24 protein-coding genes and 2 pseudogenes are annotated in these 12,401 nt (G+C 53.4%); 14 read left to right on the plus strand and 12 right to left on the minus strand.

Annotated elements, in window-relative coordinates; translation table 11 throughout:
- Window positions 1-65: 65 nt before the first annotated feature.
- The 12 genes from GT756_RS15630 to GT756_RS15690 form a co-directional block, all read right to left on the minus strand.
- Complete coding sequence (locus tag GT756_RS15630) at window positions 66-368, minus strand: hypothetical protein (protein WP_160124902.1); 303 nt, start codon at window positions 366-368, stop codon at window positions 66-68.
- Window positions 365-1,129, minus strand: a complete 765-nt coding sequence (locus GT756_RS26255; protein WP_254067474.1) for a hypothetical protein — start codon at window positions 1,127-1,129, stop codon at window positions 365-367. The genes GT756_RS15630 and GT756_RS26255 overlap by 4 nt, the downstream gene beginning before the upstream one ends.
- On the minus strand, window positions 1,126-1,419 hold the full coding sequence (locus tag GT756_RS15640) for a hypothetical protein (protein ID WP_029602865.1): 294 nt from the start codon (window positions 1,417-1,419) through the stop codon (window positions 1,126-1,128). Before GT756_RS15640 ends, GT756_RS26255 begins: the two co-directional genes overlap by 4 nt.
- On the minus strand, window positions 1,419-1,973 hold the full coding sequence (locus GT756_RS26045) for a hypothetical protein (RefSeq protein WP_216846591.1): 555 nt from the start codon (window positions 1,971-1,973) through the stop codon (window positions 1,419-1,421). The genes GT756_RS15640 and GT756_RS26045 overlap by 1 nt, the downstream gene beginning before the upstream one ends.
- A complete protein-coding gene (locus tag GT756_RS15650) occupies window positions 1,970-2,176 on the minus strand; it encodes a hypothetical protein (protein ID WP_004178825.1) in 207 nt (68 codons plus the stop codon). The genes GT756_RS26045 and GT756_RS15650 overlap by 4 nt, the downstream gene beginning before the upstream one ends.
- Window positions 2,157-2,375, minus strand: coding sequence for a hypothetical protein (locus GT756_RS15655; protein WP_160124903.1), 219 nt, complete (start codon window positions 2,373-2,375; stop codon window positions 2,157-2,159). Before GT756_RS15655 ends, GT756_RS15650 begins: the two co-directional genes overlap by 20 nt.
- The gene (locus tag GT756_RS15660) at window positions 2,372-2,872 is read right to left on the minus strand and encodes a hypothetical protein (RefSeq protein WP_254067482.1); all 501 of its coding nucleotides are present in this window, start codon (window positions 2,870-2,872) and stop codon (window positions 2,372-2,374) included. The genes GT756_RS15655 and GT756_RS15660 overlap by 4 nt, the downstream gene beginning before the upstream one ends.
- A 236-nt stretch (window positions 2,873-3,108) precedes the next feature.
- Window positions 3,109-3,411 (minus strand): helix-turn-helix domain-containing protein, encoded by a 303-nt coding sequence (locus GT756_RS15670; protein ID WP_160124904.1) that lies wholly within the window; start codon window positions 3,409-3,411, stop codon window positions 3,109-3,111.
- On the minus strand, window positions 3,408-4,256 hold the full coding sequence (locus GT756_RS15675; protein WP_160124905.1) for an ATP-binding protein: 849 nt from the start codon (window positions 4,254-4,256) through the stop codon (window positions 3,408-3,410). Before GT756_RS15675 ends, GT756_RS15670 begins: the two co-directional genes overlap by 4 nt.
- Window positions 4,253-5,113, minus strand: coding sequence for a replication protein (locus GT756_RS15680; protein ID WP_160124906.1), 861 nt, complete (start codon window positions 5,111-5,113; stop codon window positions 4,253-4,255). The genes GT756_RS15675 and GT756_RS15680 overlap by 4 nt, the downstream gene beginning before the upstream one ends.
- An 86-nt stretch (window positions 5,114-5,199) precedes the next feature.
- A complete protein-coding gene (locus tag GT756_RS15685) occupies window positions 5,200-5,520 on the minus strand; it encodes a CII family transcriptional regulator (protein WP_004141720.1) in 321 nt (106 codons plus the stop codon).
- Window positions 5,521-5,560: 40 nt separating this feature from the next.
- A complete protein-coding gene (locus GT756_RS15690) occupies window positions 5,561-5,794 on the minus strand; it encodes a helix-turn-helix domain-containing protein (protein WP_004151299.1) in 234 nt (77 codons plus the stop codon).
- A gap of 127 nt (window positions 5,795-5,921) precedes the next feature.
- Here GT756_RS15690 and GT756_RS15695 point away from each other — a divergent pair, with 127 nt between their 5' ends.
- The 14 genes and pseudogenes from GT756_RS15695 to GT756_RS15745 all read left to right on the plus strand — a co-directional run bounded on the left by GT756_RS15695 (window position 5,922) and on the right by GT756_RS15745 (window position 12,398).
- Window positions 5,922-6,611, plus strand: coding sequence for a helix-turn-helix transcriptional regulator (locus GT756_RS15695; protein ID WP_032453660.1), 690 nt, complete (start codon window positions 5,922-5,924; stop codon window positions 6,609-6,611).
- A gap of 335 nt (window positions 6,612-6,946) precedes the next feature.
- Window positions 6,947-7,072 (plus strand): hypothetical protein, encoded by a 126-nt coding sequence (locus GT756_RS25910; protein WP_072140575.1) that lies wholly within the window; start codon window positions 6,947-6,949, stop codon window positions 7,070-7,072.
- Window positions 7,065-7,259 carry a hypothetical protein gene (locus tag GT756_RS15700; protein WP_004151303.1) on the plus strand — a complete coding sequence of 65 codons (195 nt, stop codon included), beginning with the start codon at window positions 7,065-7,067 and terminating at the stop codon, window positions 7,257-7,259. The genes GT756_RS25910 and GT756_RS15700 overlap by 8 nt, the downstream gene beginning before the upstream one ends.
- A gap of 88 nt (window positions 7,260-7,347) precedes the next feature.
- A complete protein-coding gene (gene gamL, locus GT756_RS15705) occupies window positions 7,348-7,632 on the plus strand; it encodes a host nuclease inhibitor GamL (RefSeq protein ID WP_016529276.1) in 285 nt (94 codons plus the stop codon).
- Window positions 7,633-7,873: 241 nt separating this feature from the next.
- Window positions 7,874-8,072, plus strand: a pseudogene (locus GT756_RS25915) (hypothetical protein).
- A complete protein-coding gene (locus GT756_RS15710) occupies window positions 8,042-8,377 on the plus strand; it encodes a hypothetical protein (protein WP_014342891.1) in 336 nt (111 codons plus the stop codon). Before GT756_RS25915 ends, GT756_RS15710 begins: the two are co-directional and overlap by 31 nt.
- The gene (locus GT756_RS15715; protein ID WP_160124907.1) at window positions 8,374-8,997 is read left to right on the plus strand and encodes a lambda exonuclease family protein; all 624 of its coding nucleotides are present in this window, start codon (window positions 8,374-8,376) and stop codon (window positions 8,995-8,997) included. The genes GT756_RS15710 and GT756_RS15715 overlap by 4 nt, the downstream gene beginning before the upstream one ends.
- Entirely contained in the window at window positions 8,994-9,422 is a 429-nt protein-coding gene (locus GT756_RS15720) for a hypothetical protein (RefSeq protein WP_032453664.1), read from the plus strand. The genes GT756_RS15715 and GT756_RS15720 overlap by 4 nt, the downstream gene beginning before the upstream one ends.
- Window positions 9,419-10,075, plus strand: coding sequence for an MT-A70 family methyltransferase (locus GT756_RS15725; RefSeq protein WP_160124908.1), 657 nt, complete (start codon window positions 9,419-9,421; stop codon window positions 10,073-10,075). The genes GT756_RS15720 and GT756_RS15725 overlap by 4 nt, the downstream gene beginning before the upstream one ends.
- Window positions 10,072-10,842 (plus strand): dcm methylase, encoded by a 771-nt coding sequence (locus GT756_RS15730; RefSeq protein WP_086549568.1) that lies wholly within the window; start codon window positions 10,072-10,074, stop codon window positions 10,840-10,842. Before GT756_RS15725 ends, GT756_RS15730 begins: the two co-directional genes overlap by 4 nt.
- Window positions 10,839-11,059, plus strand: a pseudogene (locus GT756_RS26260) (hypothetical protein). Before GT756_RS15730 ends, GT756_RS26260 begins: the two are co-directional and overlap by 4 nt.
- Entirely contained in the window at window positions 11,056-11,778 is a 723-nt protein-coding gene (locus GT756_RS15735) for a hypothetical protein (RefSeq protein WP_160124909.1), read from the plus strand. Before GT756_RS26260 ends, GT756_RS15735 begins: the two are co-directional and overlap by 4 nt.
- Complete coding sequence (locus GT756_RS15740; RefSeq protein ID WP_160124910.1) at window positions 11,775-11,993, plus strand: TraR/DksA family transcriptional regulator; 219 nt, start codon at window positions 11,775-11,777, stop codon at window positions 11,991-11,993. Before GT756_RS15735 ends, GT756_RS15740 begins: the two co-directional genes overlap by 4 nt.
- 159 nt (window positions 11,994-12,152) lie before the next feature.
- Window positions 12,153-12,398, plus strand: coding sequence for an excisionase family protein (locus GT756_RS15745; protein ID WP_016244760.1), 246 nt, complete (start codon window positions 12,153-12,155; stop codon window positions 12,396-12,398).
- The last annotated feature ends 3 nt before the right edge of the window (window positions 12,399-12,401 follow it).

The raw sequence follows: 12,401 nt of genomic DNA on the forward strand, positions 1-12,401 counted from the left end.
TTTGCGCTTAGCTCTTGCCAGCCAACAAGTCAGCACGAAAGCGCGGTGCTGTCGCATTCCCTCTGTCATGGTTTTGGCTCCTGCGGGGAGGCTGGCAAATCCATCCATTTGATAACTCCGGTAATGGTGCCATCTGAAGCCCTCCATTCCCCTGATTCGCAGTCATAGCAGGCGGTCCGAATATCACCATAGCTGGTCATCACCAGATATTTTCCGTTAACTTCAGGAGGGAAATCGCTCAACACATTCCAGACAGTCGGGCCGTTACCGCTATAAATCTCCAGTAGTTCTCTGGCCATCTGGTAGGCGATGTGCCTGCGACCAAAGTCCCTTGTCACTTCCTTAAGTCGATCGATTGCAATCGTCATTTTCCCTCCTGCAGGGCGGGGGCGAGCATGGCGGCGCGGCGATTTACCACCTCGATTAACGCCTCTTCGGCATCACACAGGCAATCAGCAATACCGCGGCGATCGCCGTCGAAGTCATTCAGGTTGAGGCGTATTCGTGCAACCTTCTGCAATGCGTCCAGCACATCATCAGGCACTCCCGGAGCTGGCTGTGGTCCTGCTTCGCGATACACTGGAATATATCCGGGGCCTGCATCTTCGCTACCAGCCTCACCGTCAACTACGCCACGAGCTAAGTATGCGTCATTGAGCCAGGCGATGGGCTCACGTTCTGCTACCGGCGCTGGCTGCGCGTGGCGATAGAGCGGCAGTACAGCCACATCACCATCTTTTGCGACAAATTCTGCGCGACGAGAATCGTTTGTAACATGCCATTGTTCACGATAGTGCCATGTCCACGCCACCGGCTCGCTGTCCGCTGCCGGCTGCGCTGGCGGCATATCTGGACCTTTGCGAATAGCTTTTGACAGCTCGATAGGGTCATCGTACAGCCAGTCTCCTGTTTCAGGGTGATTGGCTTCTGCCAGTAGGGCGGCCCATTCCAGACCGTCTTTGTGTCCCTGCAGGTAGTCAAGCGCCACCGGCTCGCTGTCCATTGCGGCCAGCGCCATTCGGGCCACTCGCTTGAGAATCTCTATGTCGGCAAACCCAAGACGATAGCCAACCTTTAAATCAAATACGGCCTGAATGCTTTCTTCTCTGGTTATGGTTGATTTGGTCATGGTTGACTCCAGTTATCCTCGATCGCCACACCTAAACGGTGCAGCCAGTCGGCAAGTTTGAGCATCGACTCGCGGTCGCTAAGTCCTTCCGGAAAGTCTTTCAGTTCGATAGTCGGTATGAAACGACCGAAACTATCGCGCTCTATTGTCAAATGCTGCTCCAGAACAGTCTGATGAATGCGGCTGTTATGCCGCACCAGGTAAACGGATTTGGAGTCTTTAGCTTTAGGGTCGTAGCGATACTCGGTCAGTATCATCTGGCTTCTGGTGCGATCGGTTCCTCTCCACATCACTCAGTCTCCACCTTGATGCCGGCGGCGGCGCACGCATCTGAAAAAACCGTAACACATGAATTAACCGTATCTTTGTGAAACTGGTAAAAGGCTTTGGCTATCCATGGAGCAAACGGGCTTGGCTCTACTGTAGATGGTATCTTCACGGTGACAATGCGGGACTCCAGCTCGGCGATGCGCTGGCGGGCAGCATCCAGTTCAGCTATATCCTTTTCACGCTCAGCGATATTCTGCTTCGCCATCCGACGCCATGAGTTGATTTGCTTTGCGGCTTCCTGATGGCCTTTTTCCAGTTGATCAATACGGTCCTGCTGCTGGTTGATATGGTCGTCCTGTGCAGCGTTCGCACGCTGCGCCTTCTCCAGCGCCTCTACCAGCGCGAGACGCTCATCCAAAGCTGCGATGACAGATTTGCACTCAGCAATGCTTAGGCTGATTGTGGTGTGTTTGCCGCCTGATGTTCGTTGAAACCCATAAGCATCATTCAGGCGGCGATTAAGCTTTTTGCGCAGCGAATTGCCATGCGCCAGTTCGGTGATATCAGTTGTCATGCGGCACGCTCCGCCTTCTGCTTGTTGTATACGGCCCAGCTAAGGGCATCGAGTTTGCGCTGACCGGCTTTGTCGAAGAGGTGAATGCCGTTTTTGCAGGCGTGCTCGGCCTTAACCTGCTCCTCAAGCTCCGCCAGTTGCTCATAGGTGAGCGTTGCCAGTTTCAGGCGGTTCCAGCCGAAATTAGGGATGCGATTGCTCATTTAGCCCCTCTGTATTTGCATGCTCGCGAATTTGCTTGATAAGCGCGCTGGCGTCGACCTCAAAGCGAGCCAGCGTTTTGCACCCGCCAACTTTGTCACCCGAAATACGATAGCCATAGTCGTCATTGCTGACGCAGAGAGACAGGCCGCCGCTCTGGTTATGAGATACCTCGATATAGACGTGATTCGGCTTCATCATTTGTCGGCCCCCTCGCGCAGCGAATCCGCCAGCCATTGCAGATTCATAATCTGCACGCCGATATTGCTAAACTTCTTCTCCAGGTGGGCGATGGCCTTCTCAACTCCGCGCGCCTCGGCTTCGGCTACGATGCGATCGGTGGCGGGGGTTTCGACTGCTTCGATAAGCTTTTTGGCGTGAGCAAAGACCATAGAACCAAAATCAACCTCAGGGTCAGCGAAGTTGACGAACTTGCCGTTTACGGTGCTTGCAGACGTATTCCAGCCGTTGGCCTTGATAAAGCTGATGTAAGCGCTGCCGGTTAATGCACCTTTCAGCGCCACATTCTCCGCAGCCAGCTGCTTAAACGCTTTCGCCAGCTTAAGGAACTTCTTCTCTCTTATCGACAGCTCGCCTGCGCTCTCTAGGGAGGCGATGAGCTCGTTAACTGCCTGTAGTGTGATAGTCGACCCGCTCTTTTCATCAGCCACCAAAGAGACAGGAGAATGGCGTCGCATATCCTTGACGCGATAACGGCGAACTTTGGTCTCGTCAATTCCGCAGCAGATGCAAAGACAAATGTCCTCCATCTCACCGTGCAGTGTCTCAGTCGCCGGAACACTAACCGGAACATCAACCCAGGTGTTAGAACGAAGCTGACCAACCACCTTGTGAACAAACATCTCGTTAGGTACACCGTGGCGTTTCTGCTCGATGATTGCGTAATCACCAAATTTGAATTCGATTTCGTTTTTCATTTTCTTACTCCCGCCAGGCAATAGTTAAACAGTTTGGTCATTGGGTTTACGCCGCCAGGACGCTGGCGATACTGAACAGACGGATCGCTTTCTGTTACGGCTGTCGTGTCGATCAGGGTGTAGCGATAGCTCCTGCACTCACCCTCACGGTTAACCTGGCCGTCTTTGTTCATCTGCCAAAGGGAGGAATTGACCACTGAAGAGTCAAGCCCGGTTCCTCGGCGGATATCCTGAAAGCTGCAGCCAGGATGCTGGCCGATGAAGTTAATAACGGCTTGTTTGCCAGAGTTCTTTTTCATGACCGGTTCTCCCGATAGCTGTCCCAGGTAAACGAAATCGTGCATCCGCCGCCGTCGTTCATGCGGTCGATGACGCGCTCGCCGATAAACTGCGTCAGCTCATCCTTCGGCAGGTTGCTGATCAGGATCGTCGGCTTCAGGCGCTCGTAGCGGGTGTTGATGATTTCAAACATGATCATCTTCTCGGCTTCGCTACCAAACTGAATACCTACCTCGTCGATAATCAGCAGGTCCGGCTTGGTGAAGAAGCGGATCACCTCTTCCTCGGATCGGGTCGCCGTCTTTGACCAGGTGGATTTAAACTCCCGGGCGATTTTCAGCGCGGTGGTGAACACGACCGGACTCTGGTGCTCTGCGATAACGCTTTTCGCAATTGCATAGGCCAGGTGGTTTTTACCCGTTCCGGGTTTGCCGCACATAACCAGGCCGCCGCCGTTTTTACGGCGATCTGGCCAGCGGCTGGCATACGCTCGGCAGACTTTTAGCGCCCGCGCTGCTTCTTCGCTCACCGGCAGGTAGTTATCCAGCGTGCAGGCTTCGAACCGAGCCGGGATCTTGAGCTCCAGCATCAGGCGTTCAACATTCGCAGTGCGAGTTCTGTCATCCGTTTTGGCCTTCTCGTTTCGCAGGAAAACGAGCTCATCTTTCAGGCATCCCGGGCAGCTTGTCGGCGCCCCTGGCAGGCGGACAAGGCCAGTTGATACGCGCTGGCGTTGCTCATAGTCGCCGTGCTTTTCGCAGACCACTAACTGCTTAATGACTTCGGTGTTTGGGATGTCCAGCGCTGGCTGTGACAGCTCCTGCAGCTGTTTTTCGACCAGGGTGATTCGTTCGTCCAGGTTCATTGTTGATCCCTCATCCAGTCCGGAATTTCGGTTTTTCCGTAGTCTTTGTCAGCGAACCGCTCAGTGACGCGGGACTCCTGCCGGCGCTGCGGCCTGGCGCCTTTCGGCTCAAAGAGGCCCTGCCAGCCATTCGCGATGCTCTGGTTAATAATTTCTTCAGGGGAGTAACCGTTCAGCCGGCAGCGGTCCAGCAGGTTGATAGCCTGGGTGACTGTCTGCTGAGACTTGATCGGTTTTTTCAGGTCGCGACGGTATGCCACCCATGACGACCAGATCTCTGCAGAAAGCCAGTCAGGCAACTGAACAGCTGACGCATCGAACGAAACCGCCCGGGGGGATTTAGGGGGGTTATTAATATTGTCTTTATTGTCTTTTGTATGTTTGTCTTTTGTGTTTACCTGATACGGGTAATAGGCGTTACCTGATTCGGGTAAACTTTTCTTACCTGATTCGGGTAATGTTACCTTTTTCAGGTAAGGTTTTTTTTCTGTACCTTTTACGGGTAAAGATGACCATTCGCTGACCGCTTTATTAATCCCGATTACGCGACCGGTTTGGGTTAATATCCCCCGCTTTACCAGGGTGCTTTTTGCAGCTGAGCACTTGTGCGGAAGAATGCCGGTCAGCACGGAGATCTGCTCGTTACTGACCCAGTCAGATTTCTTGTTGAAGCCGTATGTTTTGCGCATGACAGCCATGAACACCAAAAGCTGATGCTGCGACAGACCCGCATGCATGACAGCTTCAAGGAGCTCATTGGCGATGCGCGTAAACCCATCGTCGAGATCTGCCACTCGCAGCTCCTGTAGTGCCACGACAGGCACAGGGAAATTGATTACTTCGGCAGTATTTGCCATAATTACTCCTGTGAATTGATCCAGTTAATTCGCGTAGAAAGCCGTTAGTGTTCGCGCACTGCGGCTTTCGCCTTTTGCGCACTTCATCAGTCCCACCCTAACGGACCAGGGCGGCACCGCTCCGCACGCAAACCGATATCCGCCAGCGTTTCTACTGACTGCAGGTAGTGGCGGGAAACTACCACCGCCTCCGGCGGAACAACCTGCAAACCCAGCGCTGATATTTCCTTCGCCATCTCGGCGTAATACCCCTCGCTCTTGCGGCGACTGATTGTCGACTCGCTAACCCCTCGCATTTCCGCAAAAACCTTTTGGCCAATGGATAAAAGCCGGTTTAACAAAATGCCTTCAATCTCAATTGGGTTGAGGATTGGCGGCTCTAACTTTCGGGCTATTGCATTCTCCATCTGTGATACTTCCTCTGGTGTTGTTTGGAATGGCCGCCAGTCAGGCGGCGCTATTGTTTGGTGGCGGAAAAATTGAAGGCAGATCAGGGCGAAACTCATATGCCTTAATCTCTCCATTTACGGCCGCGACAAGGTCGGGAACATGCACAGGAGAAATCCTCTTTTTCCCGTTTAGCCAGTCGCAGATCGTCGACTGCGCTTTGCCGCATCGCTTGGCCAATTCTTTCTGACTGCCGGCGATGGAAATCGCTTTTTCTACTGCGGGGTTTTTCATAATCACCTCAGCTATTGGTTTTTGATGATTATGGTTATCGCAAAAGAGATTGTCAATCGCCTATGCGATTTTTTGCCAAGCAATCGCTATGGCGATAGGATTAAAGGAGTTACTTTGAGGAGGTGTTATGGATTTCTCTGAGCGTCTTGCTCGAGCAATGTCATTAGCTGGTTATACGCAAGGTAGGCTTGCCAAAGAGGTTGGCATGGCTCAGTCAAGCGTGAACAAGCTGCTTAATGGCGCCAACGGCTCTCGCAAAACAGTGGAAATAGCATCTGTGTTAGGCGTGCGTCCTGAATGGCTCTCCACTGGAGCAGGTGAAATGCTTGCTGACTCCATACAGATCACGGAAGTGCAGACGCCTGTAACACCGAAAAATGGCATTTATCGGGTAGATGTCCTCGATGTAAAAGCCAGCGCAGGACCCGGCGCACTTATCACTAACGATTTCATAGAGACCATTCGTGCGATTGAATACACATCAGAGCAGGCCAGATCTCTATTTGGGAATCGGCCAGCTCATCACATAAAAGTAATCACCGTAACCGGTGATAGCATGGACACGACAATATCACCCGGCGATGAAATTTTCGTAGACATCAGTGTCACCCATTTTGACAGTGATGGCGTTTATGTATTTGTCTTTGGTAAAACTCTTCACGTCAAGCGCTTGCAGATGCAAAGGGACCGTCTGGCTGTAATTTCGGATAACCCTATCTATGAAAAATGGTATGTAGAGCCAGGTGATGAAGACCAGTTCTACGTTATGGCCAGAGTCCTTCTCAGACAATCGATCGAATATAAACGATTCGCATAACCCGCTTCGGCGGGTTTTTTATCGCCATCCCTCCGCCAAACCCTTCGTAAAAACGCCTGCATAAATTTTTTTCTTAAAATAATTACTTTAGCAATCACGCACTTATCACTTTTCCGATTGTTAATATCGTTTTAGCGATTGACCTGAATAATCGCCTTGGCTATTATCAATCCATCCAAACAACACCGGCAACGCCGGACGTAAGTCAAACGCTCAGCTGGCCGGCTTTAAGGCAAAGGTGAAGAGATGATCCGCGAAGAAGACAAGCCTGCATGGCGTAATTTTTGGTTAAAGGTCGTTCCGTTTTTGGTTGCTGTTATCGCAGTTAGCTATCCGTGCTGGGGTGCGGCATGAGCAAACAAGGCATTCGTTCACTGATTTACTGCCTGCTGATCTGCGGCGTTATCTGGACAGCGTTGATTATCAAAATTCTGCACGTGACGGGGGTGTTCAATGGCTAACTCAATTCCTAACAACGGACGCGCCGTGATGATGCGCAATCGCCGCACCGGCGCCGCCTGGCTGGTCAGCTTCGACTATCGCGACGGCAGCTACTGGCATGAGCCGCAGGGAAATCTGCGCCACATCCGCCGGCCATATGCTTCACGCAGTATCGAACCGAACCTGGTTCCAGCCGGGACGCATTAACCGCGCATATCAGCGCACGAATTTAACTGAGCTATCAGGCAGCCATTACGGTGCCGGGATTCTTACAACCAAATTTCAGGAGCGAGCTATGAACGCATACCGCGCATACGACGCTATCGAAGAACGGAAATGGGCTGAACAGTCGCTCACCGAAGAGAAGCAAAAGTGGATTGACGATCGTGCGCAGGAAATTATCGACGCCCTGCCGAAAGAGCCGTCAGGCCTGTTCCGCTTCTCTGTGCCGATGGATAAAAGTCCATACGAAGGCCTCCGCAGCGATGCAGCTGGCGAGGCATATAACGACCTCATCTCGGCAGTAGCTTACGCCCAGGCGGAATACGACTGGGATCACCGCACCGGCTGCCCGTTTTAAGGAGAGAGTTAATGGCCCGAAGAAATTTACTCCACAAATCGAAATTAGCCGACTTCAAGGAGTGGCTCTCGATGAACGGAATTCAGTGGAGAGATGGGAAAGGTAGTTACCAGGTAATCCAGGTGAATACGGGATGCGGCTGGACACCGATTTATGACAGCAGCAAAGAGCGACGCGAGCATTTCACTATTCAGGATGCTCTCAGGCCTTTGGTAAACAGATTCATCAGAGAGGCTGCAAAATGACAGATTCAAAAACACATTACCGCAAGGCTTTCGATTCTCCATACCTGAGCAGTGCCGATATCGTTGAACCCACGGTGCTGACGATCGCCCGGGCAACATTAGAAAGCGACAAAACCAAAAAAACTAAAGACGTTTTTAACACCGCTTATTTTGAGGAGCGCGAGTTGCGCCCTGGCGAAAAGCTTAAGCCAATGATCCTGAATGCCACCAACAGCAAGATGCTGAAAAGCATTACCGGATCGCCATTCCTTGAGGATTGGGTCGGCGTGAAAGTCACTGTTTACGTCGATAAAAATGTCAGGTTCGGAAAGGAATCGGTTGAAGGTCTCCGCTTAAGCCCAGCGCGCGTTTCAAAACCTGTGCTTTCGCCGGAAAAAACGCAGGCATGGAATAACGCTAAGGCCGCCTTCAAGCGCGATGGCAACCTGGATGCAGTGCTAGCGAGAATGGACATTTCTCCAGAGCATCGCCGCCAACTGGAACAGGAGTGCTCAGCATGATCTGGCATGACGTCGAGCAAAACGGGGAAGAGTGGGATGCTCTTCGCCTGGGGAAGGCTACCGCTTCAAACTTCGGCTTGATTATGGCTAACGATGGCAAGGCGTTTGGTGAGCCAGCCAAGCGTTATGCGCTTCAGTTAGCTCTTGAGCAGATTAAAGGGTGCAAATCTGAGTTTGGCTTCACAAACGACCATATGGAGCGCGGGCATGAACAGGAGCCAATCGCTCGCATGCTGTATGAAGAGATGAACTTCGTCGACGTGGATAACGGCGGTTTCTTTGATCACGAAACGTATGGGGATAGTCCAGACGGACTCGTAGGCCGGGATGGGGTGATTGAGATTAAGTCGGTAATTGCCGCTACTCACTACGCCACCCTCACCCGCGGCTCCTTCGATCCGGCATACAGATGGCAACTAATCGGTCACCTTGATTGCTCTGGCCGGGATTGGGTTGACTTCATCAGCTACTGCTCTGATTTCCCTGACGGAAAGCAACTCATTGTTTACCGCCTGACGGCCGCTGAGTGTCAATCAGAGATAGCCCGCCTTCGCGCGAGAAGGAATGAGTTCCTGTCCCTTGTGGCAGAGACTAAGCGAATGATACTGGAGCTCGAATGAAACGCACTCCATTTTACCGCAGGCCCGGCAAAGCAGGAAAATTCTCCGGCCTTCGCGAGCGTGTGATCTGGATGATCCAGACGCGCGGCCGCCCTGTTACCGGCAGCGAAATAGCGGAGAAGTTCGGCGTAACGCTTGTTGAATTTAACCGCGTTGCGAACGGTATAACCAGGGGAGAAGGCCGCATTGCGCAGCTGATTGCATCGGAAACCTGGCTCAACGAAGACGGCATCTGTGATCGCACCTTTGACCTGATCACAAGGCCAAAGGTCATTACCCCGCAGGGTAAAACGCGCCTGTTCACTAAGCGCTCGATAGCTCAGGCCGCCTCTGGCAACCGCCAGAAATGTATTGATAAAGCGGCCCGGCGCCGCCGGCTTATCGCATCTGGCCTCTATATCGATGAAATGGAGTCAGTCCTATGAACCGCTACTCACTTATCTATGCTGACCCGGCCTGGTCTTACGGGAACACGATCAGCAATGGCGCCGCCGTCGATCACTACCCCACCATGAGCCTGCTCGATATGAAGCGGCTCCCGGTATGGGAGCTCGCCGCGGATAACGCTGTTCTGGCGATGTGGTACACCGGCACCCACAACCAGGAGGCGATCGAGCTGGCCGAGGCCTGGGGCTTTACGGTGCGCACGATGAAGGGCTTCACCTGGGTGAAGTTGAATCAGTTGGCTGAGCTGCGCATTACCAAGGCTCTGGCAGATGGAGATGTGACCGACTTTTACGACTTCCTCGACCTGTTGAATGCCGAGACGCGCATGAACGGTGGCAACCATACCCGAGCCAATACCGAAGACGTGCTGATCGCCACCCGCGGCGCCGGGCTGGAACGCAAGCACGCTGGAATTAAGCAGGTGGTCTACAGCCCACTCGGCGCGCACAGCGAGAAGCCGTGGGAAGTTCGCCACCGCCTGGAACTTCTCTACGGCGACGTGCCGCGGATTGAGCTGTTCAGTCGCAGTGCAGCGCCAGGCTGGAGCCACTGGGGGAACCAATGCGCCACCGCTTCAGTTGAGCTGATACCTGGATGCGCCATCGACGTTGTTAAGACGGAGGCAGCATGAGCAAGGGAACCATTATCTGCCTGTGCGATATCACTGGCGTCATGGCTGAGCCATGGGTCGAAGCAGGTTATCGCGCCGTCCTGGTGGACCCGCAGCACCCTGAAACTTCGATCGACGGTCCTGTTGAGCGCATATCGGCAACCATCCTTGAGGCGATGCCGCGGCTATCTCAGATCATCCGCTCTGAGAACGTCGTCATCGTCATCGGCTTCCCACCATGCACGGACGTGGCTGTTTCCGGGTCCCGTTGGTTCGAGTCCAAGCGCGCCAAAGACCCGCATTTCCAGGGCAAGGCCGCGCTGGTCGCTGAGCAATGCCGGATGGTTGGCTTGGCGGCCGGCTGCCCGTGGGCATTCGAAAACCCGGTGAGCGTGTTCAGTAGCATCTTCGGCTCGGCCGATTACACGTTCCATCCATACCAGTTCACTGGGCTGTGCACGGATGACAATTACACGAAGCAGACCTGCCTCTGGACGGGTAACGGCTTCAAGGCGCCGGCAGAGAATATGCACCCGATGGTTGAAGCGGCTATCGACGCCGTGAAGGTGGCCTGCGGCCGCATGGTGCCGAAGAAAAAGGCGATCGAGGCTATATCCGGAACGTCCTTTGCCGGATTGGTGACTGACTGGTATCCGGACAACCGAATTCACGAATGTCCGCCCAGCGACGAGCGCGCCAACATTCGCAGCGCAACGCCTCTTGGATTTGCAAAGGCGGTTTTCCTTTCGAATGCACCCCATCCCAACAAGAAGCGGGAGGCAGCATGACGCCAGAAGAAAAAGAAAACGCTCTCCGCGCCCAGGCTCGTCGCTGCGCAGAAGAGATAACCAAAGCGATGAGCGTAAAGCCTAAACCGAAGTGGAACGCTGTATGCCCCCCATCCTTCGCAAGCACTACGAGAAGGTAAAGCCGATGGGTGTCAGCCTGGTGAAATTTGTCAGTGTTATTGGGCGGCTCAGCGGCCGCTATGGAGTGGAATCATGAAAGAACGCGGAATGATATTCAGCGGGGAGATGGTGCGGGCACTGCTCGATGGCCGGAAGACGCAGACCCGGAGGATTATGGCACCACAACCAGCGGACGACATCGAGCGTTGCACTTTCCCTAATCCAGAAGCAATTGGCTGGAAATCATCTCTGAGGCACAAGCATGGCAGCACCACTGCTCATTTTTGCCATTACGGAAAACCAGGAGACCGTATCTGGGTGCGTGAAACTTGGGGCGTTGTCAGTCACGCCTTTAGTGACGATGGCTTGATGATTGACTGGGTTCCTGATCGTCCAGCGACTGCCATCCACGCAATGCCGTTTGGCAATGGCTATTACTCTGGCTACGCCATTTATGCAGCTGATGGTGATTTTACCTGGGGTGATGACGATGGTTATGAAGATGGCCGTTCGTGCTGGAAGCCATCCATTCATATGCCGAAAGCAGCAAGCCGCATTCTACTGGAAATCACCGACGTGCGGGTTGAGCGGCTAAACGCTATCAGCGAGGAAGATGCCACTGCAGAAGGTGTTCCGCCTGCAGGAAGTTTGCTTCCTGATTACCCGGGAACATTCCTGACTCCGAAGGGTGATTTTGCAACGGCCAAGGTTGCATTCCAGCGTCTGTGGGAATCCATCTATGGCGAGGAAAGCTGGAAGGCCAACCCTTGGGTTTGGGTTATCGAGTTCAAGCGCGTTGAAGGTGGTGCAGTATGAGCGCAGAAATCATCGATCAGGCCAACGAGCTGGCAGAGCGCCGGCTGGAAATTACCATCCAGAACATGCGCATCAACCATGCGGCGGTATCGGCTACTCACTGCCGCGACTGTGGGGAAGAGATACCCGAGCGGCGCCGGGAACTGGTGGCGGGATGTCAGCGCTGTGCTGACTGTCAGGAAGAGTTTGAAGAACGTGGTAAGCACCTGAGGTGATGTATGTGGGTAATGATGAAGCTTAAACGTACTGGTCAGGAGATGTATTTCCAGTGTTACGACAGCAGGGAAACGGCTGAAATGGCAATTAAGGTTATGAACGCCGTCGCCAGCAGCTGGGAATTCTATATCAGATAAAGAGTGCAGCAGAGGTGATGCATGCAGACAATAATCCAGATCGAGCCAAACGAATGGGTTTCAGAGGACTTGCTGATGGCAGTCACAGGGATGAAACGCGGCACCATTACACGGGCCCGCAAATCATCCTGGCTGCTTGGGCGTGAGTATAAGCACGTTTCCCCTGAAGGCGATCCCAAGCCAACCAGCGAATGCATGTACAACCGCAAAGCGGTGGACGCATGGATTCAGGCTCAAAAGCAACCATTGGGTGATCGGGCGGTATGAAAC

The organism is Klebsiella sp. Q2, assembly GCF_009900705.1.
Classification (GTDB): Bacteria; Pseudomonadota; Gammaproteobacteria; order Enterobacterales; family Enterobacteriaceae; genus Klebsiella; species Klebsiella quasipneumoniae.

Excerpts from the sequence above, each read along its gene's own strand:
- GT756_RS15630 (WP_160124902.1), bottom strand. The coding sequence starts at position 368 with ATGACGATTGCAATCGATCGACTTAAGGAAGTGACAAGGGACTTTGGT.
- GT756_RS26255 (WP_254067474.1), bottom strand. The coding sequence starts at position 1,129 with ATGACCAAATCAACCATAACCAGAGAAGAAAGCATTCAGGCCGTATTT.
- GT756_RS15640 (WP_029602865.1), bottom strand. The coding sequence starts at position 1,419 with ATGTGGAGAGGAACCGATCGCACCAGAAGCCAGATGATACTGACCGAG.
- GT756_RS26045 (WP_216846591.1), bottom strand. The coding sequence starts at position 1,973 with ATGACAACTGATATCACCGAACTGGCGCATGGCAATTCGCTGCGCAAA.
- GT756_RS15650 (WP_004178825.1), bottom strand. The coding sequence starts at position 2,176 with ATGAGCAATCGCATCCCTAATTTCGGCTGGAACCGCCTGAAACTGGCA.
- GT756_RS15655 (WP_160124903.1), bottom strand. The coding sequence starts at position 2,375 with ATGATGAAGCCGAATCACGTCTATATCGAGGTATCTCATAACCAGAGC.
- GT756_RS15660 (WP_254067482.1), bottom strand. The coding sequence starts at position 2,872 with ATGCGACGCCATTCTCCTGTCTCTTTGGTGGCTGATGAAAAGAGCGGG.
- GT756_RS15670 (WP_160124904.1), bottom strand. The coding sequence starts at position 3,411 with ATGAAAAAGAACTCTGGCAAACAAGCCGTTATTAACTTCATCGGCCAG.
- GT756_RS15675 (WP_160124905.1), bottom strand. The coding sequence starts at position 4,256 with ATGAACCTGGACGAACGAATCACCCTGGTCGAAAAACAGCTGCAGGAG.
- GT756_RS15680 (WP_160124906.1), bottom strand. The coding sequence starts at position 5,113 with ATGGCAAATACTGCCGAAGTAATCAATTTCCCTGTGCCTGTCGTGGCA.
- GT756_RS15685 (WP_004141720.1), bottom strand. The coding sequence starts at position 5,520 with ATGGAGAATGCAATAGCCCGAAAGTTAGAGCCGCCAATCCTCAACCCA.
- GT756_RS15690 (WP_004151299.1), bottom strand. The coding sequence starts at position 5,794 with ATGAAAAACCCCGCAGTAGAAAAAGCGATTTCCATCGCCGGCAGTCAG.
- GT756_RS15695 (WP_032453660.1), top strand. The coding sequence starts at position 5,922 with ATGGATTTCTCTGAGCGTCTTGCTCGAGCAATGTCATTAGCTGGTTAT.
- GT756_RS15700 (WP_004151303.1), top strand. The coding sequence starts at position 7,065 with ATGGCTAACTCAATTCCTAACAACGGACGCGCCGTGATGATGCGCAAT.
- gamL (WP_016529276.1), top strand. The coding sequence starts at position 7,348 with ATGAACGCATACCGCGCATACGACGCTATCGAAGAACGGAAATGGGCT.
- GT756_RS15715 (WP_160124907.1), top strand. The coding sequence starts at position 8,374 with ATGATCTGGCATGACGTCGAGCAAAACGGGGAAGAGTGGGATGCTCTT.
- GT756_RS15720 (WP_032453664.1), top strand. The coding sequence starts at position 8,994 with ATGAAACGCACTCCATTTTACCGCAGGCCCGGCAAAGCAGGAAAATTC.
- GT756_RS15725 (WP_160124908.1), top strand. The coding sequence starts at position 9,419 with ATGAACCGCTACTCACTTATCTATGCTGACCCGGCCTGGTCTTACGGG.
- GT756_RS15730 (WP_086549568.1), top strand. The coding sequence starts at position 10,072 with ATGAGCAAGGGAACCATTATCTGCCTGTGCGATATCACTGGCGTCATG.
- GT756_RS15735 (WP_160124909.1), top strand. The coding sequence starts at position 11,056 with ATGAAAGAACGCGGAATGATATTCAGCGGGGAGATGGTGCGGGCACTG.
- GT756_RS15740 (WP_160124910.1), top strand. The coding sequence starts at position 11,775 with ATGAGCGCAGAAATCATCGATCAGGCCAACGAGCTGGCAGAGCGCCGG.
- GT756_RS15745 (WP_016244760.1), top strand. The coding sequence starts at position 12,153 with ATGCAGACAATAATCCAGATCGAGCCAAACGAATGGGTTTCAGAGGAC.